Source organism: Streptomyces sp. NPDC101166 (assembly GCF_044768125.1).
In the GTDB taxonomy this organism is placed as follows: domain Bacteria; phylum Actinomycetota; class Actinomycetes; order Streptomycetales; family Streptomycetaceae; genus Streptomyces.
Genome location: NZ_JBIWPF010000001.1, coordinates 352,751 through 379,625, shown reverse-complemented (window position 1 = coordinate 379,625; position 26,875 = coordinate 352,751). Strand labels below are relative to the sequence as shown.

At 69.0% G+C, this 26,875-nt stretch carries 24 protein-coding genes and 2 pseudogenes; 20 read left to right on the top strand and 6 right to left on the bottom strand.

Annotated features, from left to right (window positions below; translation table 11 throughout):
* Positions 1-4: 4 nt before the first annotated feature.
* From ACIRS4_RS01660 to ACIRS4_RS01650, 3 genes are all read right to left on the bottom strand, one after another.
* Entirely contained in the window at positions 5-511 is a 507-nt protein-coding gene (locus ACIRS4_RS01660) for a hypothetical protein (protein WP_404188401.1), read from the bottom strand.
* A 471-nt stretch (positions 512-982) separates the two neighbouring features.
* Positions 983-2,008 (bottom strand): hypothetical protein, encoded by a 1,026-nt coding sequence (locus ACIRS4_RS01655; RefSeq protein ID WP_404188398.1) that lies wholly within the window; start codon positions 2,006-2,008, stop codon positions 983-985.
* A 55-nt stretch (positions 2,009-2,063) separates the two neighbouring features.
* Positions 2,064-2,237: a hypothetical protein gene (locus tag ACIRS4_RS01650; protein ID WP_404188396.1), complete on the bottom strand. Its 174-nt coding sequence runs from the start codon at positions 2,235-2,237 to the stop codon at positions 2,064-2,066.
* A 144-nt stretch (positions 2,238-2,381) separates the two neighbouring features.
* Here ACIRS4_RS01650 and ACIRS4_RS01645 point away from each other — a divergent pair, with 144 nt between their 5' ends.
* The gene (locus ACIRS4_RS01645) at positions 2,382-2,753 is read left to right on the top strand and encodes a helix-turn-helix domain-containing protein (protein ID WP_404188394.1); all 372 of its coding nucleotides are present in this window, start codon (positions 2,382-2,384) and stop codon (positions 2,751-2,753) included.
* Positions 2,754-2,764: 11 nt separating this feature from the next.
* Entirely contained in the window at positions 2,765-3,319 is a 555-nt protein-coding gene (locus ACIRS4_RS01640) for an ImmA/IrrE family metallo-endopeptidase (protein ID WP_404188390.1), read from the top strand.
* Between the two features lie 400 nt (positions 3,320-3,719).
* Here ACIRS4_RS01640 and ACIRS4_RS01635 read toward each other — a convergent pair whose 3' ends face one another.
* On the bottom strand, positions 3,720-5,138 hold the full coding sequence (locus ACIRS4_RS01635) for a PucR family transcriptional regulator (RefSeq protein ID WP_404188388.1): 1,419 nt from the start codon (positions 5,136-5,138) through the stop codon (positions 3,720-3,722).
* A gap of 580 nt (positions 5,139-5,718) precedes the next feature.
* Here ACIRS4_RS01635 and ACIRS4_RS01630 point away from each other — a divergent pair.
* From ACIRS4_RS01630 to ACIRS4_RS01575, 12 genes and pseudogenes are all read left to right on the top strand, one after another.
* Positions 5,719-6,207 (top strand): general stress protein, encoded by a 489-nt coding sequence (locus ACIRS4_RS01630; protein WP_404188385.1) that lies wholly within the window; start codon positions 5,719-5,721, stop codon positions 6,205-6,207.
* 44 nt (positions 6,208-6,251) lie between these two features.
* Positions 6,252-8,162: a molecular chaperone DnaK gene (dnaK, locus tag ACIRS4_RS01625; protein WP_404188383.1), complete on the top strand. Its 1,911-nt coding sequence runs from the start codon at positions 6,252-6,254 to the stop codon at positions 8,160-8,162.
* A gap of 9 nt (positions 8,163-8,171) precedes the next feature.
* The gene (gene grpE / locus ACIRS4_RS01620) at positions 8,172-8,789 is read left to right on the top strand and encodes a nucleotide exchange factor GrpE (protein WP_404188380.1); all 618 of its coding nucleotides are present in this window, start codon (positions 8,172-8,174) and stop codon (positions 8,787-8,789) included.
* Positions 8,790-8,795: 6 nt separating this feature from the next.
* Positions 8,796-9,749, top strand: a complete 954-nt coding sequence (locus ACIRS4_RS01615; protein WP_404188378.1) for a DnaJ C-terminal domain-containing protein — start codon at positions 8,796-8,798, stop codon at positions 9,747-9,749.
* Complete coding sequence (locus ACIRS4_RS01610; RefSeq protein WP_404188375.1) at positions 9,749-10,156, top strand: chaperone modulator CbpM; 408 nt, start codon at positions 9,749-9,751, stop codon at positions 10,154-10,156. Before ACIRS4_RS01615 ends, ACIRS4_RS01610 begins: the two co-directional genes overlap by 1 nt.
* Entirely contained in the window at positions 10,147-12,786 is a 2,640-nt protein-coding gene (gene clpB / locus ACIRS4_RS01605; RefSeq protein WP_404188372.1) for an ATP-dependent chaperone ClpB, read from the top strand. Before ACIRS4_RS01610 ends, clpB begins: the two co-directional genes overlap by 10 nt.
* Positions 12,783-13,241 (top strand): thioredoxin, encoded by a 459-nt coding sequence (gene trxA / locus ACIRS4_RS01600; protein WP_404188369.1) that lies wholly within the window; start codon positions 12,783-12,785, stop codon positions 13,239-13,241. The genes clpB and trxA overlap by 4 nt, the downstream gene beginning before the upstream one ends.
* Before the next feature lie 6 nt (positions 13,242-13,247).
* On the top strand, positions 13,248-13,511 hold the full coding sequence (locus ACIRS4_RS01595) for a UBP-type zinc finger domain-containing protein (protein WP_404188366.1): 264 nt from the start codon (positions 13,248-13,250) through the stop codon (positions 13,509-13,511).
* A complete protein-coding gene (locus tag ACIRS4_RS01590; RefSeq protein WP_404188363.1) occupies positions 13,511-15,292 on the top strand; it encodes an FAD-dependent oxidoreductase in 1,782 nt (593 codons plus the stop codon). The genes ACIRS4_RS01595 and ACIRS4_RS01590 overlap by 1 nt, the downstream gene beginning before the upstream one ends.
* A gap of 52 nt (positions 15,293-15,344) precedes the next feature.
* Complete coding sequence (locus ACIRS4_RS01585) at positions 15,345-15,842, top strand: Hsp20/alpha crystallin family protein (RefSeq protein WP_404188361.1); 498 nt, start codon at positions 15,345-15,347, stop codon at positions 15,840-15,842.
* A gap of 697 nt (positions 15,843-16,539) precedes the next feature.
* Positions 16,540-16,932, top strand: a complete 393-nt coding sequence (locus ACIRS4_RS01580) for a DUF2267 domain-containing protein (protein ID WP_404188359.1) — start codon at positions 16,540-16,542, stop codon at positions 16,930-16,932.
* Between the two features lie 35 nt (positions 16,933-16,967).
* Positions 16,968-17,524, top strand: a pseudogene (locus ACIRS4_RS01575) (DUF2267 domain-containing protein).
* A gap of 41 nt (positions 17,525-17,565) precedes the next feature.
* Here the strand turns inward: ACIRS4_RS01575 and ACIRS4_RS01570 are convergent.
* The gene (locus ACIRS4_RS01570) at positions 17,566-18,015 is read right to left on the bottom strand and encodes a DUF1931 family protein (RefSeq protein WP_404188356.1); all 450 of its coding nucleotides are present in this window, start codon (positions 18,013-18,015) and stop codon (positions 17,566-17,568) included.
* A 575-nt stretch (positions 18,016-18,590) separates the two neighbouring features.
* Between ACIRS4_RS01570 and ACIRS4_RS01565 the strand changes: the two genes are divergently transcribed.
* The 6 genes and pseudogenes from ACIRS4_RS01565 (at position 18,591) to ACIRS4_RS01540 (ending at position 25,716) form a co-directional block, all read left to right on the top strand.
* Positions 18,591-19,712, top strand: coding sequence for a hypothetical protein (locus ACIRS4_RS01565; RefSeq protein WP_404188354.1), 1,122 nt, complete (start codon positions 18,591-18,593; stop codon positions 19,710-19,712).
* A 319-nt stretch (positions 19,713-20,031) separates the two neighbouring features.
* Entirely contained in the window at positions 20,032-21,207 is a 1,176-nt protein-coding gene (locus ACIRS4_RS01560; protein WP_404188351.1) for a glutathione-independent formaldehyde dehydrogenase, read from the top strand.
* A 330-nt stretch (positions 21,208-21,537) separates the two neighbouring features.
* The gene (locus tag ACIRS4_RS01555) at positions 21,538-23,760 is read left to right on the top strand and encodes an FUSC family protein (RefSeq protein WP_404188348.1); all 2,223 of its coding nucleotides are present in this window, start codon (positions 21,538-21,540) and stop codon (positions 23,758-23,760) included.
* A 64-nt stretch (positions 23,761-23,824) separates the two neighbouring features.
* Positions 23,825-24,982, top strand: coding sequence for an acetate/propionate family kinase (locus tag ACIRS4_RS01550; protein WP_404188345.1), 1,158 nt, complete (start codon positions 23,825-23,827; stop codon positions 24,980-24,982).
* A gap of 367 nt (positions 24,983-25,349) precedes the next feature.
* A pseudogene (locus ACIRS4_RS01545) lies at positions 25,350-25,559 on the top strand (hypothetical protein); the annotation flags it as partial.
* On the top strand, positions 25,537-25,716 hold the full coding sequence (locus ACIRS4_RS01540; protein WP_404188343.1) for a hypothetical protein: 180 nt from the start codon (positions 25,537-25,539) through the stop codon (positions 25,714-25,716). The pseudogene ACIRS4_RS01545 and the gene ACIRS4_RS01540, both read left to right, overlap by 23 nt.
* A gap of 109 nt (positions 25,717-25,825) precedes the next feature.
* On the opposite strand, the gene ACIRS4_RS01535 is transcribed toward ACIRS4_RS01540, so the two are convergent.
* Positions 25,826-26,500, bottom strand: coding sequence for a hypothetical protein (locus tag ACIRS4_RS01535; RefSeq protein WP_404188340.1), 675 nt, complete (start codon positions 26,498-26,500; stop codon positions 25,826-25,828).
* Positions 26,501-26,875: the final 375 nt, after the last annotated feature.

Here is a 26,875-nt window from a genome sequence, read left to right as displayed (position 1 = left end):
GTTGTCAGAGATGCCGACGCATCTCCTCGATGCATGTGGCTCGGACCGCGTTCGATCGGTCCCGGGGGTACGGGATTCCGAGGTTCATGCCGCTGTCGGTGGTGACCGGTGGCTGCTGCCAGGCGAGGCTCATCTGCGCGCCGGCTTCCGCTCGTGCCGTGGCCACGAGGGCTGCGTAGGGGCCCGCCACGGTTGTGGCCTCGATCTGGAGCCATGCCTGGTGGAAGGCCATTCGTGCCAGCAGGCTGCTGACCTCGTCGGTGAGTTGCTGTCGTACGGCGGAGGAGGACTCGGGGCGGCGCCGTATGCGGTACGGCATCTCCAGGTACTCCTCGACCGCTGTCAGGGCCTCGGCGAAGGTCTTGGCCCGGCGTTCCCGCCGTACGGCCCGCTGGTTGAGGGCATAGGACAGAAAGGCACCGAAGAGCGCGATGCACGGGACGATCAGTGCTGCTGTCTCGGCCCAGGTCCATTCGTCGCCCGTCGCCTGTCCCGCCGTGAAGATCTCCACGCACGACTCCCCGGCATGCCATGAGGCGCATCCTCCACCAACCACCGACCGCCGTGCTCACCGCCGGTGAGCCGCCAGTAGTGTTCGAGGAACAAGTGTGTGCGGACTATCTCGATGAGGTCCAGAAGGCCCTTGGGGCTGGTCCAGCGCCGCTCTTGAGGGTCGAGTGGGTGCCAGAGGCAGAGGGCGCCGTCGTCTGAATAGCGGTGCTTCGACGAAGCTCCCGGTTTGGCGTGCACCCGCGGGAAGTCCCGGGGATCCTGGCCGTAGGTCGCATAAGGCGGGTTCTCGTAGAAGCGCACCTTGACGCTGACCGGGGCGGGTTCACCTATGACGTCGAGTCCGGACAGTTCATACGTCAAGGAGCCGCGATGGTACGTGTGCCGGAGAGCGGAGCCGAATCGTCGGCGGGCGTCTCGTTCGAGCGGGGCCCACCAGGCAGGCTGGACCCCGTACCAGACCGGCATGGCGTCAGATTCCCCAGGCTCGCGTAGGAGTGACGAGTCCGACGGCGAGGCCCAGACCAGTGGCGGCTGTCCCGCCCGCGCCTACGGCCATCGGGAGACGAGCAGCCTCTTCCTCCGTGGGGTCCGCGTCCGGGATGAGGTCCGGTAGGACCTGATGGAGGGCGTGCTGAGCACTGAGTGGGCGTCCTTCCTTCTCATGCTCGATCGCGAGGTCGGTGTAGTCCCGGGCGGTGCACAGCCGCTTGTGTACCTCGCGGCGCGGCATGTTCAGAGGGATGGCGCCGGCCACACCGGCCGGGTCCGGCGTCGGTCCCTTGTCGATCTCGTCCGCCGCGTGAGTGAAGAAGATCTGGAGGGCGTCGATGAGCGGCATCGGCTGGTCGAGGCACCCCAGGGCAAGGGCCTTGATGTTCCAGGAGCACATGGGCTTGCTGTGCTTCGTGTTCCAGTGCTTGAGCAACCGGACCGTTCGAGCGAACACGACCTTCGTCTCGGCAATCGCTTCGAGCACGATCCAGGTGTGGGTGACCGGGTCGGCGCGGTCCCACTGGTCCGCGATCTTTGTGTTCGGGATGTACAGCCCGCGGCCGGAGGGATGCGGGATCGCGGTCATGATGTCCGCCGTGAAGTCCGGCTGTCCGTACGTCACCGGGTCGCCGAAGCGCACCAGGACGGCGCGGCGCCGACCGGCGACCTCGATGCTGAGCTTCGGGAACTCGTCGTCGAGATCCTCGTGCACCACATCGCGCACTCTCTCCATCAGGGACAGGGCGCCCTTCTTGCCCGGACCGTAAGGTTTGGCGTCCGTCGTGGTGAGCACCACACCCAGGTCGACATCGGTCAGTGGCGTGTTGGCGTCGCCGTGTGCGACGCTCCCGTTGAAGTACGTGGTCGAGCCGGCGAACGCCCGGCGCGCGGACGCGGCCAGGAGCCGACGGCGGCGCCTCGCCTCGTCGAGTTCTTCGCTGGTCACCTGGATCTTGCGGCGTCCTTCGTCGAGACGTGACGCCAGGGAGTTGTTGCGAGCCATCGGTACCTCCGTATGCGGCCGGCGGAAGACGCGAGTCGCGCCTCACGCCCGTGTACTAGGCGTGCGACTTCTCGCGGCGGACGCCCTTGAAAGGTCGGCCGCCTGTCTTGCCGTCCGTGAACCTGCCGTTCTCGCCTCGCTTCGTCCATGTGCGTATCTGTGGATTCCAGACCTGGCTCCGCTGGGAGACGGTGCCGCGACGGAAGCCCTTGCCGGTGTTCGTGGCCATGCCTCCACCACCCTTCGTGTTGGACCAACCTTCGATTGCGAGATCGATATTGATTCCGATCTTGCAATCTTGAGGGTAATGGGTGTGCTTCGACTTTCGCAAGTGTTTCCTGATGTGCAAGAATGGGTTTGAAGGGAGGAGATCGTGAGCGAGCGGAATGCTGCAGGACGGTTTGACGCGGCCGCGTTTCATACGGCCCTGGATCGCACGCGTCAGGACCGCGGGCTTCTCTGGAAGGACGTTGCTCAGCAGGCTGGCGTGAGCGCTTCGACGTTGACGCGGTTGGCGCAGGGTCGACGACCTGATGTCGACGGGCTCGCGGCCCTCGTCACGTGGGCGAATCTGAGCGCGGATGACTTCGTCCGCCGGACCGACGAGCCGCGCAGCCCAGACACGCTGACGAAGGTGGCTACGCACTTGCGGGGCGACCGAAATCTCACGCCCGAGGCTGCGGAGGCCCTCGAAGCTCTGATCACCGTCGCCTACAAGCAGTTGGTGTCTGATCGGCCGGAGTAGGGGAGCTCCCTATGGCGTTGCGTCATGGCTTCAAGGCTGAAGCCAACCGCCTGGCAGTACAGATGCGGAGGGAGTTGGGGCTCGGCCCTGCCTCACCGCTCGCGCCTTCGCGGCTTGCCGAGCACTTGATGATCCCTGTCAGGAAGTTCAGCTCGGCCATAGCGGATGACCCCCGCATCGAGCGACTTCTCACTACTGAGCGGGAAGCCGTGAGTGCTCTCACCGTGCACGCTGGTTCCCGGCGGCAGATTTGGGTGAACGACTCGCACGACACAGGGCGGCAGAACAGCTCGGCCAGCCATGAGATCGCCCATGCCCTCCTGATGCATCCGCCCGGCCCGGCGCTCGATGTGCGCGGCTGCAGGCACTGGGACGGGGACATCGAAGAAGAAGCGGACTGGCTGGCCGGAACTCTCTTGATCACGAATGAAGCTGCGTGGTCAATCGCCAGAAGCGCGCTCAGTCCCGAGGCAGCGATGTTCCGGTTCGGGGCCAGCAGACGGATGCTGACGTGGCGCATGAATATGAGCGGCGCTAGTGCTCGGCGTGATCAATCCGCTAGTTGAACTAGTGCCTGGCTGTGTCGATGAGCGCGCCAACCCTGCTTCCCGGGAACTGGGACAACGGACCCTAGTGGCGACGGACGGAACCGGCCCCGCATGCTCAACCCCCGCTACGATCGCAATTCCCCGCAACTACCTGGTCTTTCTCGGGTGCTCGGCCGACGACCTGTGCTGCTACAAACGCCTCCTCCGCCTCACCACGTAGGACACAGTTCAAGGTTCGAGTTCCGCGGCGTGGAGGAACCGCACGGAGCAGGACACTCGCGGTGTGTATGCCGCAGGCCATCGCCTTCGAACCGCTGCCGACCGGCGGTGTGGTACCTGACGAGCCAATTCGGCGGAGGGGAAACCTGCTTCCACGGCGATGGGGAGAGCGGGGCCGGCCAAGCATGCGGAGGGCGCCTCAACCGGGTCCGCCCAGCATGATCTTCCACACCCGGGTCGCGACCTGCAGGTTGAGGCGCTCCTCCACGTTCGTGAGGTCATGGCTGCTGATCTCGCGGATGCGCTGGAGCCGGTAGCGAAGCGTGCTGCGGTGGATCGCGAGGGATTCGGCGGTCTCGGCGTAGTTGCCGCCGCAGTCGAAGTACCGGGACAGGGTCTCCACGAGCGCCGTACGGTGCCGGCCGTCGTAGTCGACGAGCTGTCCGAGCCATTCTTGAACGAACGCCTCCAGCTCCCGGTACTCGTTGCCGGGCCCCAGGATGCGGTAGAGGCCCAGATCGTCGAAGAACGTCGTGCCGTATCGCCTTCGGGAACGGCGGCGTACCTCTAGGGCACGCAGTGCCTCTTGGTACCGGCCGGGGATGCCGTCCGGGGTGTCGCAGCGGGCGCTCACCCCGATCGTCCCGTCCGGTTCTCCGGTGTCTCGGGCGAGCTTGTCGTACAAGGCGTGGTCGTGGGGCCTGCCCTCGGCGACCAGGACCACGTGGTCGGAGCGCCGGGTCACCAGCGACGGCATGCCTACGGCCGAGGCCGCCCGGTCCACGGTCCGCGCGAATGCGTCGTCCGAGACCTGGCTCCTCCACTGCACGACGACCACATACTGGATGCGGTGCAGGTCGTGTCCGAACGCCTCGGACCGGGCGTAGGCGCTCGCCTCGTCCGTGCCCGCCAGAAGATCGTCGACCAGTTCGCGCCGCAGGCGCAGCTCCACCCCCGCCAGATGGCGCAGGTGCGACAGTTCCAGGGCGAGTGACGTGGCGGCGTGCTCCAGTGCGAACACGGTGTACTCGTCGGCCTCGCCCCGGGGATCGACCAGGGCCAGCACTCCGAGGACCTCACCGCGGGGGTGTACCAGGGAGATCAGCCGGTCCTTGATCCGCACGGGTCCGCCTGTCCGGGCGACACCCTGGAGCATCTCCTCATGGCGGGCGGGGTCCGGTTCCGGATAGGGGTCGGGTCGGCCGGGACCGGTCCAGGACCGCAGTCGGCCGAAGCGGTCCTCCACCAGCACGGGAAATCCGGTGAGCGCATGCAGCGCGCCGGTGATGGCCTCCTCGCCGCCGCCCGCGGCCGCGACCTCGGCGAGGGCCTCGTGCACGGCCCGCTGATATCCCACCTCGACCACGAGGGAGATCAGCCGCTGCTGGAGGGTTGCCCGTTCTTGTCGCAGTCGGTGCAGCTCTAGCGCGTCTTCCTGCTGGCGGCGGTGCGCGACGGCGACCGACAGGGCCGCGGCGGTGAGGCGTACCAGCGTGGCGAGCAGGAAGTGCTGCGTATGGGTGGGCCGGGAGCGAGAGGTCACCACGAGGTAGCCGTGCAGTCCACCGGGTCCGTGCAGGGCCAGGGCCCGGCCCCGTGACCGGCCGGGGACGGCCACGGGTCCATCTCGCCCCGTCAGCTCTCGCACCGTCCGGTCGACGGCTGACGCATGGTCCGGCCGGCCTTGCGGTCTGGGGACCAGCTGGCCATGCTCCCTGAGGTATCCGGCCTCGGCTCTGTACGGGCCGATGGCCGACACCTGGTCCATGGCCAGGCGCAGGATCTCACTCTCGTCCAGGGTGTCGAACAGGGCGCGGAAGACTGCCAGCAGTTCGTGGGGGGACCGGGTCGGCCGCGCTGGGAAGGTGGGGGCGGGACCCTTTCCACGAGGCCGTCGGATGCTGCCCGGACGGCTCCGCTGAGGGCTGCCTTCCTGGCGGGGACGGCCTCGGTGCATGGTCCGGGCCCAGCGGCCGACCATGGGATCACTCCCTTTCCCGAGCCCTCAGAGTTGCGGGCGACCTTCGCGTACCCCGCTGCGACCGGCTCACCCCAGGTCTTCGGAGTTTTCGCCTCGTGCTCGCGGGGGGACGGGCTCCGTCGTTCTTTGACCTGCCGGGCGCAGGCACAGAGCTCCTCGGTTCGCGAGTCTGGGGCGTGCCGGGGCCGCCGTGCATACCGGCAGGAAGGACTGGGCGATGACCGAGCAGCCGCGTAGGCCCGTTGCCACCTACGAGACGTACCAAGAAGCCGAACGCGCCGTCGACCACCTCTCAGACCAGGGGTTTCCCGTGGAGAGGGTGGCCATAATCGGCCAGGACGTCCGCCTCGTCGAGCAGGTCGTCGGACGTATGGACTACGGCCGGGCCGCCCTGCACGGTGCGGCGAGCGGGGCCCTTCCCGGTGCGCTGATCGGCTGGCTCTTCGGCCTGGTCGACTGGGTGGACCCGCTCGTGTCCGCCTTGCTCGTCGCCCTCTACGGCTTGATTTTCGGGGCGATCGTGGGCGCGCTGTTCGGTCTGCTGCTGTACGCCCTGCAGGGCGGCCGCCGGGACTTCGCCTCTGTCCGCTCGATGCAGCCCAGCCGATACGACGTCGCCGTGGACGAAGCGGTCGCCGACGAGGCCGTACGGCTGCTCGGCGGATTGCGGCCCACCAGCGCCGACGTACGTCCCGCCCATACCTGAACGATCAGTGCCGGCGCATGCCGCCGCACCGGGAGGAGTTCCTCATGGCCAAGGCAGTAGGCATCGACCTGGGCACCACGAACTCGGTGATCGCCGTGTGGGAGGGCGGCGAACCTTCCGTCGTGCCCAACACCGAGGGCAACCGTACGACACCGTCGGTGGTGGCCTTCACCGACACCGGGGAGCGGTTGGTGGGCCAGCTGGCCCGGCGCCAGGCGATCCTCAACCCCAAGGGCACCATCTACTCCGCCAAGCGGTTCATCGGCCGGCATTTCGACGAGATCTCCGACGAGGCCAGGGCGGTGGCGTACGACGTCGTCGAGGGTGACGGCGGGGCAGCCCGATTCAAGGTGCGCGACAAGTTGTACGCGCCTGAGGAGATCAGCGCCCAGGTGTTGCGCAAGCTCGCCGACGACGCTTCCAAGCAGCTGGGAGAGCGGGTCACGGAGGCGGTCATCACGGTGCCCGCCTACTTCAACGACGCTCAGCGCACCGCCACCAAGGACGCCGGACGGATCGCGGGACTGGAGGTGCTGCGGATCATCAACGAGCCGACCGCGGCTGCCCTCGCCTACGGCATGGACAAGAAGGAGCACGAGACCGTCCTCGTCTTCGACCTGGGCGGCGGCACCTTCGACGTGAGCATCCTCGACGTCGGCGACGGCGTCGTGGAGGTGCGTTCCACGGCGGGTGACAGTCATCTGGGCGGCGACGACTTCGACCGGCGTCTGGTGGATTACCTCGCGGACGACTTTCAGAAGGAGAACAGCATCGACCTGCGCAAGGACCCGCAGGCGCTGCAACGATTGTTCGAGGCGGCGGAGAAGGCCAAGACCGAGCTCAGTTCGGTGACGCAGACGCAGGTCAGCCTGCCGTTCATCACCGCCGACGCCTCGGGCCCCAAGCACCTCACCGACTCCGTCATGCGGTCCACTTTCGAGCAGATCACCGGCGACCTGGTGGAGCGTTGCCTGGAGCCGGTGCAGCAGGCCATGGCCGACGCCAAGGTCGGCGAGAGCGACATCGACGAGGTCATCCTCGTCGGCGGTTCCACCCGCATCCCCGCCGTCCAGGCGCTGGTGCGTCGGCTGACCGGCGGCAAGGAACCCAACATGAGCGTCAACCCCGACGAGGTCGTGGCCCTGGGCGCCGCGATCCAGGCCGGAGTGCTCAAGGGCGAGGTTAAGGACGTCCTGCTGCTCGATGTCACGCCCCTGTCGCTGGGCGTCGAGACGCGCGGCGGCGTGATGACGAAGATCATCGAGCGGAACACCACCATTCCCGTGCGTCGCACCGAGACCTTCTCCACCGCCGAGGACAACCAGCCCGCCGTCGACATCGTCGTCCTCCAGGGCGAGCGCGAGCTGGCCGCCGACAACCGGGTGCTCGGCCGCTTCCAGCTCACCGACATCCGCCCAGCGCCGCGTGGCGAGCCACAGGTCGAGGTCACCTTCGACATCGACGCCAACGGCATTCTCAACGTCAAGGCCCGAGACCGGGACACCGGCAAGGAACAGGGCATCACCATCACCGAGAGCTCCAACCTGGACCGCAGTGAGGTCGAGCGCATGGTCCAGGAGGCTGAGCGCAACCAGGGTCAGGACCAGGCTCTGCGCGAGGCCGTCGACGCCCGCAACGAGCTCGACGCCGTCGCATACCAGGTCGACAAGCGCCTCGCCGAGCTGGGCGACGCCGCACCCGCGCACGAGAAGGCACGCGCCGAGATGCTGGTGTCGGATGCCCGGGCGGCGGTCAAGGAGGAGGCAGGCGTGGAGCGGGTGCGGCCCCTGACCTCTGAACTCCAGCAGGTGCTGTCAGGGCTGTCGGCACATCAGGGCGGCGCCACCACGGGCGGTCCCGACCAGGACACCACCGGGGGCGGCCCGACCGGCGGCGGCCCGAGCGGCGGTGGCGGTGACGACGACGTCATCGATGCCGAGTTCGACAAGGACTGAGGAACCGCCATGCCGATCCACCCCAGGGAATCCGACCCGGCCGTGCCGGACCCGGCCGACCCGGCTCCGGAGGGCGCCGTACGCCCTCCCCGAGGGGATCTTCCGCGCTCGAGCCCACCGACCGGGCCGGGGCCCGACACGGATGAGGAACCCGGCCCCGACGCGGCCGGCGGCCCCGTCCCGTCCAAGGACGAGCACACGGTCGAGCTCAAGGAACTCGAGGACCGCTGGCGGCGTGCGCTCGCCGACCTCGACAACCTCCGCAAGCGCCACACCAGGGAACTGGAGCGGGAGCGCACGTCCGAGCGGTCCCGCACGGCCGCTGCCTTCCTGCCCGTCCTGGACAACCTCGAACTGGCCCTGACGCATGCCGGATCCGATCCCGGCGCGATTGTGGAGGGCGTCCGGGCGGTGCGCGATCAGGGGATGAACGTCCTTGAACTGCTCGGCTACCCGCGGCACGCGGAGACCGGCGTCGCCTTCGACCCGGCCAGGCACGAGGTGGTCGGCGTCGTCCAGGACCCCGACGCCCCACCGGGCACGGTCGTCGAGGTGCTCCGCCCGGGCTACGGGGACGGCGAACGCCAGCTGAGGCCCGCCGCAGTGACGGTCGCGAAGCGGGAGTGACCGGTCATGGCACAGGACTTCTATGAGGCGCTGGGCGTGTCGAGGACCGCGAGCCAGGACGAGATCCAGCAGGCGTATCGCAAGCTCGCCCGCAAGTACCATCCCGACGTCAACAAGGCCCCGGATGCGGAGGAACGCTTCAAGGACCTCAACGAGGCGTACAGCGTCCTGTCGGACCCGAAGACCCGCGCCCGTTACGACCGCTTCGGCGAGGACTTCCGGAAGGTCCCCGAGGACTGGGAGGAGCGGGTCGGTGCAGGTGCCGGACCCGGTGGCGGCTTCCGCGCTCGGAGGACCGCGGGTGCGGGCGGCCCCCGTGTCCGGTACACCGGCTTCGACGACGACTTCGCAGCGGAGGGCGTCGACATCGAGGACCTGCTCGGCTCGCTCTTCGGAGCAGGCGCCGCCCCCGGCGGTGTGCCGGGGGCCGACCAGGAGGCCGAACTGCCGCTCACCGTCGAGGAGGCTTACCGAGGCGGCCGCCGCACCGTCACGCTGGCCGGCCCCACCGGGCAGCCGCGGCGGTACGAGGTCGACGTACCGCCCGGCGTCACCGACGGGCAGCGCATCCGGCTGGCGGGCGAGGGCGGACGGGGCAGTGGTGACGCCGCCGCGGGGGATCTGTATCTGCGGGTGCGCATCCAACCGCACCCTCGGTTCCGGCTGGACGGCCGGGACGTGTACGTGCAGCTTCCGGTCACCCCCTGGGAGGCGGCGCTGGGCGCGACGGTTCCGGTGCCCACGCCGGGCGGCGGCACGGCCAAGGTCACGGTGCCCGCGGGCTCGTCCAGTGGCCGGCGGCTGCGGCTGCGCGGCGAGGGCATGCCGAACCCACGCGGTGCCGACGGCAACCTCTACGCCGAACTCCGCGTCATGGTGCCGCCCAAGCTCAGCGACCGGGAGCGCGAGCTGTTCGAGGAGCTCGCCGCCACCTCTTCGTACGACCCCAGGAGGACGTGATGAGCGACCGACCCTCATGGGCAGCCACCGGCGGTCGGACCGCCGGGGCCGACGCGGGCGGGCGTCCCGTACGGACGAGCGCCGGCTCCACGACCGTGCGGTACGCGCTCGTCCCCGTGCCCAGGCTTTCCCTGGACACCGTGGCCCGCCGCGCCGGCGTCCATCCCGACCTGGTCCGCCGGTTCGTCGCCCTGGGCCTGGTCGACGCCGAGCGCGACGTTTCGGGGCACTTGGTGTTCGACTCCGAGGCCCCTGCCGTTCTCGCCCGCGTCCAGCGGCTGCGCTCCGGTCTGTGTCTCAACTACGCATCCATCGGTCTGGTGCTCGATCTGCTGGACCGCATCAGCCTGCTCGAAGCCGCCCTGCGCCGCGCCGGTACGAGGAGTGACATACCGCCATGGACATGAACCGACTCACCCAGAAGTCACAGGAAGCCCTCCAGGAGGCGCAGACCGCCGCCGTCCGTATGGGACAGACCGAGGTCGACGGGGAGCATCTGCTGCTCGCGCTCCTCGACCAGGAGGACGGCCTGATCCCGCGGCTGCTGCAACAGGCGGGCAGGGAGCCCGAGGAGCTCCGTGCGGCTGTGGGTGAGGAGCTGTCCCGCCGGCCCAAGGTGACCGGCCCGGGTGCGGCGCCGGGCCAGGTGTTCGTCACCCAGCGCCTGTCGCGGCTGCTGGACGCGGCCGAGCGGGAGGCCAAACGCCTCAAGGACGAGTACGTGTCCGTGGAGCACCTCCTGCTGGCCCTGGCCGAGGAGGGATCGGCCACCGCCGCCGGACGGCTGCTCAAGGAGCACGGCATCACCCGGGACTCGTTCCTGAGCGCGCTCACCCGGATCCGCGGTAACCAGCGCGTCACCTCGGCCAACCCCGAAGTGGCGTACGAGGCCCTGGAGAAGTACGGCCGCGACTTGGTCGCCGAGGCCAGGGACGGCAAGCTCGACCCGGTCATCGGCCGCGACGCCGAGATCCGCCGCGTCACCCAGATCCTCAGCCGCAAGTCCAAGAACAACCCGGTCCTCATCGGCGACCCCGGCGTCGGCAAGACCGCCATCGTCGAGGGACTGGCCCAGCGCATCGTCCGCGGCGATGTGCCCGAAGGACTGCGGGACAAGACCGTGTTCGCACTCGACATGGGCTCCCTGGTGGCCGGGGCGAAGTACCGGGGCGAGTTCGAGGAACGCCTCAAGGCCGTGCTGTCCGAGGTGAAGGCCGCCCAGGGGCACATCCTGCTCTTCGTCGACGAACTCCACACAGTCGTCGGTGCCGGCGCCGCCGAAGGGGCCATGGACGCGGGCAACATGCTCAAGCCCATGCTCGCCCGGGGCGAACTCCACATGATCGGTGCAACCACCCTCGACGAGTACCGCAAGCACATCGAGAAGGACGCCGCCCTCGAACGCCGCTTCCAGCAGGTCCTAGTCGAAGAGCCGAGCGTGGAGGACACCATCTCCATCCTGCGCGGACTGCGCGAACGCCTGGAAATCTTCCACGGCGTGAAGATCCAAGACACCGCGCTGGTATCCGCGGCCACCCTCAGCCACCGCTACATCACCGACCGGTTCCTGCCCGACAAGGCCATCGACCTCGTCGACGAAGCCTGCGCCCGGTTGCGTACCGAGATCGACTCGATGCCAGCCGAACTCGACGAGATCACCCGCCGCGTCACCCGCCTGGAGATTGAGGAGGCCGCCCTCTCCAAGGAGACCGACCCCGCGAGCAAAGCCCGCCTGGAGGAGCTGCGCAAGGAACTGGCCGACCTGCGCGGCGAGGCCGACGCCAAACACGCCCAGTGGGAGGCCGAACGGCAGGCGATCCGCCGCGTGCAGGAACTGCGCCAGGAACTGGAGCAGGTCCGCCACGAGGCGGAGGAGGCAGAACGCGCCTACGACCTCAACCGCGCCGCCGAACTCCGCTACGGACGCCTCCAGGACCTGGAGCGCCGGCTCGCCGCAGAGGAGGAGCAACTGGCCGCGAAGCAAGGGGAGAACCGGCTGCTGCGCGAGGTCGTCACCGAGGAGGAGATCGCCGAGATCGTCGCCGCCTGGACCGGCGTTCCCGTCGCCCGCCTCCAGGAGGGCGAACGCGAGAAGCTGCTGCGCCTCGACGAGATCCTGCGCGAGCGCGTCATCGGCCAGGACGAGGCCGTTCAGCTCGTCGCCGACGCCATCATCCGCGCCCGCTCCGGCATCCGCGACCCTCGCCGCCCCATCGGCTCGTTCATCTTCCTAGGCCCCACCGGCGTCGGGAAGACCGAGCTGGCCAAGACCCTCGCCCGAGCCCTGTTCGACTCCGAGGAGAACATGGTCCGCCTCGACATGAGCGAGTACCAGGAGCGGCACACCGTCAGCCGGCTCATGGGCGCACCGCCCGGATACGTCGGCTACGAGGAGGGCGGCCAGCTCACCGAGGCCGTACGCCGCAAGCCGTACTCGGTTGTGCTGTTCGACGAGATCGAGAAGGCCCACACCGATGTCTTCAACACGCTGCTGCAGATCCTCGACGACGGCCGCATCACCGACGCCCAGGGCCGCACCGTCGACTTCCGCAACACCGTGATCATCATGACGTCCAACATCGGCTCCGAGCACCTCCTCGACGGCGCCACCGCCGAGGGTGAGATCAAGCCGGACGCCCGCGCCTTGGTGATGGGCGAGCTGCGCGGGCACTTCCGCCCCGAGTTCCTCAACCGCGTCGACGACATCGTGCTGTTCAAGCCGCTCGGTGAGCAGCAGATCGAGCGGATCGTGGAGCTGCAGTTCGACGAGCTGCGGCAGCGGGTCGCCGAGCGTCGCATCACCGTCGAACTCACCAACGCGGCCCGGGAGGTGATTGCCCACCAGGGCTACGACCCGGTGTACGGTGCCCGGCCGCTGCGGCGTTACATCTCCCACGAGGTCGAGACGCTGGTCGGGCGCGCTCTGCTGCGTGGCGACGTCCAGGACGGCGCGAGGGTCCGCGTCGACGCCGAGCACGGCGAGCTGGTGGTCACCTATGACCAGCCCGAGGACGAGAAGGGAGCGCGGGCGGCATGAGTACCGTGCAAGCCACGAACGTCACCTGCCCGCACTGCGGGCGCACCAACCGGGTGCCAGTGGCCGCCGAGGGCCGCCCCAGGTGCGCCAACTGCAAACAGCCGCTGCCGTGGATGGCCGACGCGGGCGACGACGACTTCACCGAAGTCGTCGAGCAGGCCACCGTGCCCGTCGTCGTCGACCTGTGGGCCACCTGGTGCGGCCCCTGCCGCATGGTGAGTCCCGCGCTGGAGAAGGTCGCCGCCGATCTCGCGGGAAAGATCAAGCTGGTCAAGGTCGACATCGACCAGAATCCCCGCCTGGCGCAGCGGTTCGAGGTCCAGGCGGTACCGACGCTGTTGGTCCTCGACAAAGGGCAGACCATCGCCCGGCAGGCGGGTGCCGCACCTGCCCCTGCCCTGCAGCAGTGGGTGGAACAGTCGATCGCGGGCCGCGAACCGGCCGGGAAAGGGTGATCAGTAATGACCGTACGAACCGACCCCCACCTGGCGCTCGTCCAGCCGGTCCAGCCACTGACCCCCGAAGGGTGTCAGGAGTGTCTGCAGCTCGGCTCCCCGTGGGTCCACCTCAGGCTCTGCCTGACCTGCGGCCACGTCGGCTGCTGCGATTCCTCGCCGAACCGGCACGCGCGCCGTCACGCCGCCGCCGACGGCCATCCGATCGCGGCGTCGCTGGAGTCTGGCGAGGACTGGCGGTGGTGCTTCGTCCACGAGGCGTTCGTGTGATGGCCCGCGACGAGACACGGCCAGGCCCGGCGCCTGTGCGGGCCGAGGCGGAGGAGAGCGTCCCCTTCGAGACCGCCGACATCTACGGCGCCTATCCCCGCCTGCCGGATGACCAGATGGCCCGCCTGGCGCAGCATGGCCGGCGGCGCGAAGTCGACGCCGGTGACGTGCTGATCCAGGAGGGGGAGCGGTGCGAGACGTTCTACGTCGTCCTCAGCGGCTCGGTCGCCGTCGTCGAGGGCTACGGCACGCCCGACGAACGACTGCTGCGTGTGCACGGCCCCGGCCGCTTCATCGGCGAACTCGGCCTCTTGAACGGGCAGGTGGCCTTCTACACCGCCGTGATCAGGGACCCCGGAGAGGTCCTCGCTCTGTCCGTGGATCAGCTGCGTGACCTGGTGACCCGCGACTCCGTCCTTGGCGATGTGGTGCTGCGCGCCTGCCTGGGCCGCCGTGCCCTGCTTCTCGGGCAGGGTGCCGGTTTCCGCGTTATCGGCTCGCGCTACTCGCCCGACACCCGGCGACTGCGTGAGTTCGCCGCCCGCAACCGGCTGCCCCACCGCTGGATCGATCTGGAGACCGACGAGGAGGCCGAGGAGCTGCTGCGCCGCTTCGGCGTAGGCCCGGAAGAGACACCGCTCGTCATCTGGCGGGACACCACTCTGTTGCGCAACCCCAGCAACGCGGAACTGGCCCGGCTCATGGGCCTGCCCTCGCTGCCTACCGGGAACCATCACGGCGATCTCCTGATCGTCGGCTCCGGACCCGCCGGTCTCGCCGCCGCGGTGAACGCCGCCTCGGAGGGCCTGGACACGACCGTGGTCGAGGCCATGGCCAGCGGCGGCCAGGCCGCCACGTCGTCCCGTATCGAGAATCTACTCGGCTTCCCCTCCGGCATATCGGGCGCCGAACTCACCGAACGCGCTGTGCTGCAGGCCGACAAGTTCGGCGCCAGGATCAGCGTCCCGGCGGAGGCGGCTCGGCTCGAACCGCGGGACGGGCACTACGCCGTCCGGTTCGCCGACGGCGGCGAGGTCACCGCCCGCACAGTCGTCCTGGCCACCGGCGCTCGCTACCGCCGCCTCCAGGTGCCCGGCATTGAACGCCTGGAGGGAACGAGCGTCCACTACTCGGCGACCGTCTACGAGGCCCAGCAGTGCCGCACCGACCCGGTGGCCGTCGTCGGCGGAGGAAATTCCGCGGGCCAGGCCGTGCTCTTCCTGGCCGGGTACGCACCGCAGGTGTATCTGCTCGTCCGTGGGCCCAGCCTCCAGGCGCACATGTCCCGCTACCTGATCGATCAGATCGAGCGCCACCCGCGGGTGCGCGTGCTGCTGCACACCGAGACGACCGAGGCACTGGGCGACAAGGTGCTGGAGGCGGTCACCGTGGTGGACCACCGTACGGGCGACTACCGCCACCTTGCGGTACGGGCCCTGTTCGTCTTCACCGGCGCCGAGCCCCACACCGAGTGGCTGTCCGGTGCGCTCGCCCTCGACGCGCGCGGTTTCGTGCTCACCGGCGCGGAGGCGCAGGCAGGCTCCGTCCCCGAACTGTGGCAGAGCCAGGGCCGCGACTGCCTGACCTTGGAGACCAGCCTGCCTGGCGTCTTCGTCGCCGGCGATGTCCGCAGCGGTTCGGTGAAACGCGTGGCCTCCGCAGTCGGCGAAGGCGCGATGAGTATCCACTTCGTGCACCGCTACCTGGGCCACACGGCCGCGCCCGGCGCCACCGACAGCTCCCCGCACACCCGTCGGAAGGAGTCCGCTTGGCTCGCATGACACCCAGCGGGCGACGAGACACGACAAGGAGAAGGAGAAGGAGGCGAGGGGAATGACCACGCCCGTCAGGCGCCACCGCGGTGGCGCAATGCAGGACAGGCCCGTTGGCTGGGCACGCAATCCGCTGACGGAGTTCGACCAACTGCTCAGCGAGATGAGCGGACTGATCGAATCCACGGTGGGAGGCGCGGCGCCCACAGTCGCGTGGACGCCTCTGGCGGATGTCACGGAGTCCGACGACGCCTTCCACATAGAGATCGAACTCCCCGGCGTCAAGAGCAAGGACATCGACGTCGAAGCGAACGGCCAGGAGCTGGTCGTCACCGGAGAGATCAAGGAGAAGGAACGCAAAGGCGTCCTGCGACGGAGCACTCGCCGCACCGGAGCCTTCGAGTACCGGCTGCGGCTGCCCGGAGAGGTCGACACCGAAAAGATCAATGCGCAGATGTCGGACGGGGTGCTCGCCATCACCGTCCCCAAGGCCGAAGTCGCAAAGCCCCGGCACGTCGAGATCAGAGAGACGAGTGAAAGCACCGGGAGCAGCGGCTGACACGCGAACGCCGCGGTTCCGAAGACCCGTCCGGAACCGCGGCCGGGCCATGAGGCTTGACGCCCGGGGTGACCCATGAAGGATGTCCCTTCTCGCAACCCCTCACGAGGACGGATCCGCGGCGAGTTGCTCGCCAGCGGCATCCTTCGGCGTCGCAGACGCCAGGCGCGCAGCCGCCGAATTCCGCTCACGGCCGTGCCGATCGCTACGGGACGCACGAGACCGCCTCCGCCCCGCGTCCGGCAGGCCGCGCACGGGACCTGCGGATCGCCGACCGCACCGCCCGCCGTCAGGAGCGGGAGCGCGCAGGAGCCCGCCGCTACCGCCCGGGCGCCGGACCGGGCAGCACCCTGTACTCGCCGGGGATGGCCGGCACCGCGGGCACGGCAAGCCGTACGTCCGTCATGGCCGAGCAACACCTCGACGGCGAGGTCGAACACATCACCGACGCGCTTCAAGAGTCCGGCCCGACGAGCGGCGACCGACCCGAACAGGCCCTGGGCGGCCGTTCCTGGGGTCCCGGACGCTTCCGCCGTGCACTGCGTAAGTCCGAGCGGGAGTCCAGGGCCAGGAGCCTTGCCAACGGGCAGCTATGCGCCGACGGGCGGGCGCGGCCGACCCTACAGCGCACCGGGCGACCCCCACGACCAGCGGTAACCCCCATGACCGGCGGTGACCGGCGCAGAAGGAGGCAGCGATGAAATACGACGGATTCCTCGCCCATGTACGCGAGCGAGGCGAATACAAGGACCAGAGCGAAGCCGCGAACGTCACCAATGCCGTGCTGGAGGTGCTGGCCCAACGGATCAGTCCGGGAGAGGTCAAGGACCTCGCATCCCAACTGCCCGGCCCGCTGAGAGAGGTTCTGGACCATGCCACGCCGCAGCAGGCGCAGAGCTTCGGGATCGAAGAGTTCTACCGCCGGATCGCCGAGCGCACGGGTGCCCGGCCGCGTACGGCGCAGTGGGACGGCAGCGCGGTCCTGACCACCGTTGCCGACGCTGTCACCGGCGGAGAACTGAATCAGATCATCAGCCAACTCCCCTCCAGTTACGCGGTCCTGTTCGGCAAGGCCGACCTCGCGGACTGAGCCCGTGAGGCGCCCGGAACGAAAGGCCCACGAAAATGGTCGATACAGGTTTCTCCTCGTTCGACACCATGGTGGACAAGGCCAATCGGCTCCTCAGAGACGTCGAGGAGGCTTTCGAGTGGCCCAAAGAACGGCGTAAGCAGTCGTACGCGGCACTGCGGGCCGTGCTGCACCCGCTTCGGGATCGTCTCCCGGTCGAGACGGCCGTACATTCGGAGCTCAACTGCCGACGCTCGTCAGAGGCGTCTACTACGACGGCTGGAGGCCTGCCGACACGCCCGTAAAGATGAGCAACGAGGAGTTCTTCGCACGGGTCCGGAGCGAATTCCCCTACGCGGTCGAAGGTGGCGACGAGAAACTGGTGCGCACCATAAACTCTGGAGCGCCGTGTGAGCGCCGGCGAATGGCAGCACCTCAAATCCCGGGTGCCGAAATCGTTTGCCGCGCTCCTGCCGTGACCTCGGTGGAGGAGGTCATGAATGCAGTTCAAGCGCCGGGCAGGCTGACGGCGGCCGTCTTCCGGCGTCACGGCTGCGCCGACTCTCGCGCTGGAGCACGTCGTTGTGGCAGCCGAGGAAGCAGAACACGCTGACACTGTTCGGCCGTGGCTGCACCGCCTGTTCCAGTCGCCGTTCAGAGCAGGAGGTCGAAGACGGCTCGAGCCTCGTCCCAGTGCTGGGTCTGGGGGTTTTTCAGGTCGGGGTGGAGGATCTTGAAGCTCTGAGCAAGGGCCAGGCTGAGTCCGCCGATGATGTCAGGGTAGGCAGCCTCGGTCTCCTCATCGGGCGTGCGGTCCAGAGCGGGATGGGTGGCGAGCTGTTCCAGGATCGGCTTGAGTTCTACATCCTGGTCGATCTTCCGGAAGTGGTGAATGCTCTCCTGCAGGCCTTTCGTGATCGGTAGGTCACAGGTCCGGATGATGTCGCGCCCGTTGGCCTTGGCAGTGGCCTGGGCGACGGTCAGCAGATCGTAGAGCTTGGCGTCGACGAAGTCGCTGTAGCGCTTGAGATCGTTCTTGTCGACGTTCAGCCCTGCGGCCGCGCGAAAGAACCTCTCGAATCTGGCGATGGACATCACGGTCATGACGGCAACCTCCGGCTGCGGGAGCCGGCTGGCTCCCGGCCCCTGGGCTTCCCAGCCAGCCTGGCCGACGGGAGCGCGCGAACGCATGCGTATGTCGGGCCCAATTAGCCTCCCTGTTTTGCCCTGCCAGGCCCATGCGTCCGACTGCTGGGGCGTTGGCTTGGCGTGCGGACCGACGGTGGGACCGGAGAGCGCTCGGAAGAGGCCGGTGAGCAGCAGCCCGGACCGGTTGACACGGCCCTTCGCGCCCACCAGCCGTCGCGACGCCGGGGAGGACGTAGCGCTGTGTCTCGCAGGCGTTGTGGAATTCCCGTTAGTAGGGCTTTGCGGACTCCAGCTCCCGGGCGGCCATCGGAGCGGGGTGGCCGGTGGCGCGGCGTGCGGTGCGTGCCGGGATGATGCCGGAGCGGGTCCTCGTGGTGGCGGACGCGCTTGTGGACCGATGGTGGGAGCAGGCCGTGTGACCGCATGCACTTGCCGGCGGAGGCCGGCGTGTGAACGTGGCGTGGACGTTACCGCGGCGGCGTCCGCGGGCACTCGGGACCGGCGGGGCAGCCGACGAGGAGGGTCCGGTCATGCAACTGTCGTCTCAGGGCGTTACGGTCGTGGCTCTCCTGGCGGATCCGGACGCGCCGACGGAGATCGCGCAGCGCATGGCCCGGACACTTCCTGGCCGGCTCACCGACAAATCGGGCCACGAACGACGGTTCGACGTCGAGGTGGTCAGTGAGCCCTTCACCTCGGGGACGGAGGACCCGCCCGCCTTGATGCGCAGGATCAAGGACCGCGGGAGTGCGGAGGATTGGGACATCGTCGTGGCCCTCACCGACCTTCCGCTGCACTCCCACGGGCGCAAGCTCGCTGTGCATCTGAATCACGAACACGGCTTGGCACTTCTCTCTCTTCCTTCGTTGGGGGGCCTGCGGCTGCAGACGAGGGCCCGGCGAGCCGTCGAAGAAGCGGTGCTCGGCATGGCGAGTCAGCAGCCCGATGGCGCTGAAGGAACTTCGCGAAGTCAGCCGCTTCCGGGGCCCTCCGTCAATCGTCTCGCCCCTTTTCATCCGGGCCGGACCGATGAGAAGGAGACCGACGATCTTCGGTACGTCGTGAGCGGGCCGCGCGGTTACCTGCGGGTCCTCGCCGGTATGGTCCGCGCCAACCGGCCGTGGCGGTTGGTGCCGGGCTTGTCGAAAGCCCTGGCGGCCGCACTCGCCACGGGAGCAGTCGCCACCGTGAACTCCACCGTCTGGACCCTGGCCGCGTCCCTCAGCACCCCACGCCTCGTGATCGCCACGGTCGGATCCGTCGCGATCATGATCGGCTGGCTGATCATCGACGCCGAGCTGTGGCATCGAGCAACAGAGAGCTCGCCGGAGGCGAGGCAGAGAGCGCGGCTGTACAACGCCTCGACGGTCGTGACCGTGGGTATCGGCGTGCTCGTCTGCTACGTGGGGTTGATGGTCATCAACTTGGTGTGGGCGCTGTTCATCCTCAACGGCCAAGCTTTCACCGCCGTGACACGAACTCCACTGCACGCTGGGGAGTACTTGACGCTGTCCTGGTTCGTCGCTTCGGTCGCCACCGTGGGTGGCGCTCTGGGATCAGGCTTGGAGAGCGACGATGCGATCCGGGCAGCCGCCTACTCCAAGCGCGAACAGGAACGTCGCCACAGGCTCCAGGCCGGCGACAACGACTAGCCGGGGCCCGCGCCGGATACGGCGGTGGTCGGTGGCCGTCCGGAAGGGAAGATTTCGCTGATCGGTAACCGCCTGCTCGTTTCGCGTCGAGGCCGTCGGGGACCCGGACGGCACGCCGCCGGGACGCCGGCGCTCCGCGTCGCAAGCCGCCGGCGGCGCCGTTGCACCTGATCCGGGTGAACGACCCGCAGAGGCATGCCGGAGCCACGGACCGCGTCCCACCAACCCCCACGCGTTCAACTCCCGGGAGTGAGGCTCTTCGCGCCGTCTCCATCACCGCCATGGTGCGGTCATGCCGCGACATCAAGGGATCGCAATCATGAAAGCAGCGGTATACGAAGGCCCGCGTACGGTCGCGGTGAAGGACATACCGGACGCGAAGATCGAGCACCCCTGCGACATCATCGTCAAGATCACCACCACCAACATCTGCGGTTCTGACCTGCACATGTACGAGGGCCGCACCTCGTTCGAGTCCGGCCGCACGCTGGGACACGAGAACATGGGCCAGGTGGTGGAAGTCGGCTCGGCCGTCCGCAAGGTCCAGGTCGGCGAGTACGTGGTACTGCCCTTCAACATCGCCTGCGGCTTCTGCAAGCAGTGCGAGCGGGGGCTGACCAACTACTGCCTGACCATGCAGCCGGAACCGGCCCTCGCCGGAGCGGCCTACGGGTTCGCCGACATGGGCCCCTACCAGGGCGGCCAGGCGGAACTGCTGCGCGTGCCCTACGGAGATTTCAACGCGCTGCGCCTGGGCGAGGACGCCGCCGAGCGACAGACCGACTACGTGATGCTCGCCGACATCTTCCCCACCGGCTATCACGCCACCGAGATGGCCAACGTCAAGCCAGGCGACCAGACGATCGTCTTCGGGGCCGGTCCCGTCGGGCTGATGGCGGCCTACTCCGCAGTGCTCAAGGGCGCCGGCCGCGTCTGGGTGGCCGATCACCAGCCCGACCGGCTGCGCAAGGCGGAGGAGATCGGGGCCATCCCGATCAACACCGCCGAGCAGGACCCGGCGGAGGTCGTCAAGGAAGCCACCCTCGGTCTGGGCGCCGACAACGGCTGTGAATGCGTCGGCTACCAGGCCCACGACCACGAGGGAGACGAGGACGCCAGCCTCACGCTCAACAGCCTGATCGACTCGGTGAGGTTCACGGGCGACATCGGCGTGGTGGGCGTTTTCCTGCCCCAGGATCCCGGCGGCGAAGAGGCCCAGGGCGAGCTGGAGGCACAGGGCAAGGTGCCGATGGACTTCGGCATGATGTGGTTCAAGGGCCAGCGCATGGGGACCGGCCAGGCGCCGGTGAAGAAGTACAACCGGGCGCTGCGGGACCTGATCGCCGGTGGGAAGGCGAAGCCGAGCTTCGTTGTCTCGCACGAACTCAGCCTGGACGACGCCCCCACCGCCTATGAGCACTTCGACGCCCGTGACGAGGGCTGGACCAAGGTGGTCCTGCATCCGAACGGACACGGGAACGGCAGCAAGCGATGAGAACCCAGGGGCCGCCGCTCGTCTGTCCTCCCGGACCAGTCCGGGTGACGGGTGGCAGTCACCCTGATTCCGGCAGGGGCTGAACCAGCGGAGGTCACCGGAGTTCGCCCGACAGGACGGACTGCGGCTCCGTACGCCGGCCAGCCCGGAGGCGAAAACTGCGCCGGACATGGGTGCGAGGAAACCCTGGGACTGGTGAGGCCGCATGCTGAACCGCCGCGTATTCACCGATGCTCGATTCTCGGGCCCTGCGGGAGGCTGCCTCGCCCGGCGGCCGCAGCGTGACCAGCCCGTCGCGACCCGGCAACGCGTTCCGACCGGGCTCACACCGTGAAGTGGCTGCGGACTTTCGCAGAGGTCGTGCGATCCGGGCTCACGATCGAGGAGGCGCGGCTGGAGCCCCTGCTCGCGCTGCGTACGGCTGCCGGAGTGGCGATCGTCATCGGGCCGGCGCTGTGGCTGGTCTCGCCTGCGTACGCCGCGTCCGCCGCCCTCGGTGCCTACTCCGCGGGTGCCGCCACCTTCCAGCGCACCTGGCGTCCGCGCAAGGTGATCGCGCTCGGCGCGGGCGCGGGTCTGGCGCTCAGCACCTTCGTGGGCTACCTGGCGGCCGGGCGACTCGTGACGTTCCTCCCGCTGCTGGCCGTATGGGCCTTCGCCGCGGGGATGGCGTGGGCCCTCGGATCGACCGCTGGGATCGTCGCAGCGACGACGGTCGGCAGCATGCTGGTGACCATCACCCTGCCCACCAGCGTCGGGCGGGCCCTGGCACACGCCGGGGTCATCGCGCTCGGAGGCGTGGCGCAGGCCGTACTGATCTTGCTGTTCCCGATTCGCCGCTGGGGGGCGCATCGTGACGCGCTGGCCGAAGCTCTGGCCGCCGTGGCTGACTACGCCCGCCGGCTGCGGTACGACCCGACCGCGCCGTTCGACCCGGAACCGCTGATGACGGCCCGGGACGCGGCCGCCGTTACGCCATCACAGGCCCGCACCCGGCCCCCCGTCCTCCACGGCCCGCGGGGGCTCGCCGAGCGCATCCTGCCGGTCGTCGCCGCGCTCGCCGACCCGGACGTCGGCGCCCCGGTGGAGGGCCCTGGGCGGGACCGCGCACGGGAGTTGCTCGGCGCTGCCGCCGACGTCTTGGACGCGGTCGCCCGTTCGATCCGCCGCGGCACTCCCGCCGAGGTGCCGCCCGCGAGTGGGGAGGTCCTGCGCGGCGCCGAGGAGGGCGAGGTGCTGGAGGGGCCCGCCCGGCAGGCCGCCGAACGGCTGGTGGAATTGCTCGCCGAGGCGTTGGAGATCGCCGGAAGCGGCGGGGCGCGCGACAAGGCGCCTGTGCCGCCCGGGCCCGCGAGCGCCCAGTTCTTGGTGCGACCGACCATGTTCCGGCTGCTCCCGGTCGTCGTCCGGGCGGTCCGCCGGGAGCTCCGCCGGGACTCGCCCGTGTTCCGGCACGCCGTCCGCCTGGCGGCAGTGGCCACGCTCGGCTATCTGATCGCTTCCCGGCTGCCCCTGGAGCACGGCTACTGGGCGCCCATCGCCTCGGTGATGGTGATGCGGCCGGACTTCCACCGGACGTACGCGCGTGCGGTGGGCCGTCTCGCCGGGACCCTGGCGGGTGTCGCGCTTGCCACCGGGATGGTGCAGGCCCTGGGCCCGGACGCCCCTGTGTTCGGCGCACTGGCGGTGGTCTCGGCGGCCCTGTCGTACACGCTGCTCCGTACCGGCTACGCCTACTCCCAGTGCTTCACTGCCGCGTACGTCGTCTTCCTGCTCGGCATGGGCGGCCAGGCATGGGAGCAGACGGTCCCGGAGCGGGTGGTGCTCACCCTGCTCGGCGGGGCCCTGGCGATGCTGGCGTACGTGGTGTTCCCCGCATGGGAGACCCCTCGGCTGCCGGGCCGGCTGGCGGACTGGCTCGCCGCGAACGGCCGCTATGCGGCCGCAGTGCTCCGCAGCTACGCCGAACCGACCCGGGAGCATCGCGCCGACATGCGCGGGGCCTTGCTGGCGAGCAGGGAGGCACGTGCCGCCTGGCAGGCGGCCTACGACCAGGCAAGACAGGAACCGGTCGGCCCGAGAGGTATGACGTCGCGCGAGGCGGAAGAGGCGCAGGAGGCGCTCATGGGACTTGATCGGGCGGCGATGCTCATGGAGAGCCATGTCCCGCGGGCCGACAGTCGTTTCACCCCCGAAGCGGAGCGGTTCGCCGAGGCCTTGGAGGCAGACACCGCGCGGGCGGCAGTCGATGTGCGTGAGCACAGGAATCCGGACTGGGGGCGCGTGGAGGAGGCGCTCCACGCGTGGGAGGGCGCCGCCGGGGACCGGAGCACGGTGCTACGGCGCGGGGCAGAGCTGCAGAAGCGGGCCCTGGAGGACCTCGCGGCAGCAGTGAGCCGCACACCCCTGGAACGGGACGTCAGCTCAGCTCGCGAGGAGCAACGGGTGCGGGCGGCCGTGGCTGGGGAAGGTGACGACGTGGCCGGAACGTCGGCACCGCCTGGAGGACGGCGGCTGGGACATCGGCGTCTTCCTGACTCAGGCCGACCATGAGGGCAGAGCGCACTCCGTGGCGGGCGCACCGTGCCGGGGGACGCAGGTGCACTGGAGGTGTGTGATGAGAGCTGACCGCTCCCACGAGAGCCGTGATGGTCACGTACTGGTCCTCGATGCCGGCTCTTCGAGCCTCCACATCGCTCTGTTCGCGGCGGACGGTGAACGGGTGGCGGATCGAGATGCCTCGGAGCCTCCGGGGCCTGCTGCGGCGGCGGAACTGCGGAGCTTCCTCAGCGAGGTGCCCGCTCCTGCGGCGGTTGGTCACCGCATCGTCCACAGCGGTCCGCACCTGACTGGACATACGCTGATCGACACACCCGTACGGGCTCTGCTGGCGGACGTCGCCGATCTCGCGCCGCTGCACGTGGCCCCTGCCCTGCATGTGGTCGATGCCGCACGAGAACTCCTGCCCGACGTTCCTCATGTCGCCTGCTTCGACACTGTCTTTCACAAGGATCTGCCGGCACAGGCGCGCACGTACGCCGTGCCGGAGCGATGGCGAGCCGGATACGGGCTGCGCCGGTACGGCTTCCACGGGCTTTCCTACTCGTGGGCACTGCAAAGGACGGCGCAGGCATTGGGCCGACCCGTCGACAACCTCCAGGTCGTGCTCGTGCACATGGGCGGCGGCTGCTCGGCCTGCGCCGTCCGGAACGGACACAGCGTGGACACCACCATGGGCCTCACTCCGCTGGAAGGCCTGGTGATGAGCCGGCGCAGCGGCAGCCTCGACCCCGGCGCGCTGCTGTGGCTGCAGCGGCGGCACGGTCTGAGCACGGACGAATTGGATGACACACTCCACCGGCATTCCGGTCTGCTCGGCCTCTCAGGTACCTCAGGAGACACCCGGGACCTGGTGCGCGCCCGCGCGGAGGGTGATGCCGCGGCCGCGTTGGCGCTGGCGACGTTCACACTCAGCTGCCGCAGGGGCATCGCCTCGATGGCCGCCTCGCTGGACCGGCTGGACGCGCTGGTCTTCACCGGCGAGATCGGCGAGGACCAACCCGAGGTTCGCGAGGAGATCTGCTCGGCCCTGACTGTTCTCGGTGTACGAGGCGGGCTACTCGTCCCCGAACTGGAGGATTTGATGGGTGAAGGCCTCCGCCGCATCGATCAGGCGGTGAGAAGTGTCCCGGTCCTCGTGGTCGCAACCGGCGAGATACAGCAGATCGCCGCCGAGACCCGACGGGTGCTCGGCGTTGCTGACCGGGCACGGTAGCCGTCACCAGTGGACAAGTTTGTCGTCATGTCTGGTGCGTGGCCAATCGTGTGGTTACCAGATAACGGACGTCGCCTTCGAGGACAACCACCTGGACGAGGCCCGGAGCCAGAGCTGAAGCGTGCTCGCCGCGAGCCCCGCCAGCGTGGTCACGAACCCGACGCCATGAGGGCACTCGCCCGTCGCGCACACACCACGCCATGGGCGGGCGCTGAACGCGAGATGTGGGTGTCGATCCGCCCCACCACCCTCACCGGCCGCTGCATCACCACGGCCGACCGATAGGCGGCCACCGGCTACGGAGCGCGGCCCCGCCCAACGTGCCGCCGACTCGCGAGGGGAAGCCTTATAGCTCGCCGAGCACGAGAGTGCCAACCTTCTCGTCACTGGCAGCCAAGGCCTAAGTGGCCTGGGCGGATCCGTGTTCAGGACGATTGCCATGGCCACCGCAGCTCGTTCGAAGCATCCTGTCGTCCTGGTACGGGCGGGTGAGACGGAGAATCTGCTGGCAGCCGAGGCGAAGTCCCCTCGGTCCGCAACGCCCTGCCGCCGATGTGGCGGCAGCCGTCAACGTTGACGAACCGTCCGACGCGATCCTGCGCTTCGCCTTCCACGCCGCCGAGTTGCGCCGGGCACAGCGGCGCGCGGTACACACCTGGCGGATACCGTTCTCCCACGGCTTTGCCGACGCCGAGGCGCTTGCCCGCCGCACGGCGGAGGGGAGTGCGAGCTGACGGAGCTCGCACCGCGGCGCGAGAAGTACCCGTGCCGCCGTCGTGAGAAGAGCTCCGCGAGGGATTGCTGGCGCCGCCCCTATGACGCCTGCTCGGACCGGGGTGACTGCTATTCCAGCGGTAGGTCGATGCCGTCGAGCGTGAAATGGCTGTTTTTCCTTTGCTCTCCGGTTTCACCCTGGTGCCACATCGACCGCTTGTCCGCTGATACCGATGCCTCCGGCAGCAGTTCCCAGTGCAGATCTCCCGAGCTGGAGACAACGTGCCAGCCGATGAGACATGTGGCCAACCGATCGAGCACAGCGATGAGCTCCGCGGTAACGAGTCCGCACTCACGCGCGATCCGCTCCAACTCGGCACATCCTCGACCAGCGGAGGCATCTGTGTGCGCCGCAAGGCAGAGAGCGGTAAGCCGCAGAGACAGGTCGCCGGCGGCCATACATCCACCGCTCGCCATGCGCAGAGCCCAGTCAGCGGCGCTCCTGCGGTCCGGACGCGCGGGACTCTGAGCAAACAACACGCCGTCGAGGAGCTGGGCGGTCACCACGCCGTCGGCTGCCCCGGTAGCAGTAAGCGTTCTGCGGAGCCAACGTGACTGCTCCAACTCACTCCACGGAAGCGGGTCACGGCCCAGACGAAGACTGCGCATCACGCCGGCCGCCAGCCGGACTTTCGCCTCTGAGTCCATGCGTAGGGCACACTGCACGGCGAGCAGCCGGGCCGGACCCTTGGGCCGCCGGTTGCGACGCCGCGCGACGCTGCTGCCAGAAGACGTCATGGTCACACGCGGGACGCTTTCAGGCACCACGGCGGCCTGGTCCGTTACCGACGCGCATGCCGTACATGCATCCGCAAGCCGCCAGAGGCGGCCGCCCCGCTCGCGGGTGAGAAGTAGACGGACGGGTCCTGCACAGCCACGGTGGCGTGGGTGCCAGCGGCAGCCTCGCTCACGGCACTGGCAGATCCGCATGTATGACGGCAGAGCGTCACGCCGGGCATGTCCCACCAGATGCTCGAGCGCCGCTGAGCGCGCGGAGGCGGCCACGAGCACCATGCCCCCGTGGCCGCACTGCTGACAAACAAGCTGCGGCCCGCCTGAACCGGGCCGCAGTTCCACTGTCCAGGCACGCTGCGTCGCTGAACGTGTTGTACGGAGTCT

Coding starts and splice junctions, on each gene's coding strand:
- ACIRS4_RS01615 (WP_404188378.1), top strand. CDS start 8,796: ATGGCACAGGACTTCTATGAGGCGCTGGGCGTGTCGAGGACCGCGAGC.
- ACIRS4_RS01595 (WP_404188366.1), top strand. CDS start 13,248: ATGACCGTACGAACCGACCCCCACCTGGCGCTCGTCCAGCCGGTCCAG.
- ACIRS4_RS01640 (WP_404188390.1), top strand. CDS start 2,765: ATGGCGTTGCGTCATGGCTTCAAGGCTGAAGCCAACCGCCTGGCAGTA.
- ACIRS4_RS01550 (WP_404188345.1), top strand. CDS start 23,825: ATGAGAGCTGACCGCTCCCACGAGAGCCGTGATGGTCACGTACTGGTC.
- grpE (WP_404188380.1), top strand. CDS start 8,172: ATGCCGATCCACCCCAGGGAATCCGACCCGGCCGTGCCGGACCCGGCC.
- ACIRS4_RS01650 (WP_404188396.1), bottom strand. CDS start 2,237: ATGGCCACGAACACCGGCAAGGGCTTCCGTCGCGGCACCGTCTCCCAG.
- ACIRS4_RS01580 (WP_404188359.1), top strand. CDS start 16,540: ATGAAATACGACGGATTCCTCGCCCATGTACGCGAGCGAGGCGAATAC.
- clpB (WP_404188372.1), top strand. CDS start 10,147: ATGGACATGAACCGACTCACCCAGAAGTCACAGGAAGCCCTCCAGGAG.
- ACIRS4_RS01585 (WP_404188361.1), top strand. CDS start 15,345: ATGACCACGCCCGTCAGGCGCCACCGCGGTGGCGCAATGCAGGACAGG.
- ACIRS4_RS01590 (WP_404188363.1), top strand. CDS start 13,511: ATGGCCCGCGACGAGACACGGCCAGGCCCGGCGCCTGTGCGGGCCGAG.
- trxA (WP_404188369.1), top strand. CDS start 12,783: ATGAGTACCGTGCAAGCCACGAACGTCACCTGCCCGCACTGCGGGCGC.
- ACIRS4_RS01630 (WP_404188385.1), top strand. CDS start 5,719: ATGACCGAGCAGCCGCGTAGGCCCGTTGCCACCTACGAGACGTACCAA.
- ACIRS4_RS01655 (WP_404188398.1), bottom strand. CDS start 2,008: ATGGCTCGCAACAACTCCCTGGCGTCACGTCTCGACGAAGGACGCCGC.
- ACIRS4_RS01610 (WP_404188375.1), top strand. CDS start 9,749: ATGAGCGACCGACCCTCATGGGCAGCCACCGGCGGTCGGACCGCCGGG.
- ACIRS4_RS01560 (WP_404188351.1), top strand. CDS start 20,032: ATGAAAGCAGCGGTATACGAAGGCCCGCGTACGGTCGCGGTGAAGGAC.
- ACIRS4_RS01570 (WP_404188356.1), bottom strand. CDS start 18,015: ATGACCGTGATGTCCATCGCCAGATTCGAGAGGTTCTTTCGCGCGGCC.
- ACIRS4_RS01565 (WP_404188354.1), top strand. CDS start 18,591: ATGCAACTGTCGTCTCAGGGCGTTACGGTCGTGGCTCTCCTGGCGGAT.
- dnaK (WP_404188383.1), top strand. CDS start 6,252: ATGGCCAAGGCAGTAGGCATCGACCTGGGCACCACGAACTCGGTGATC.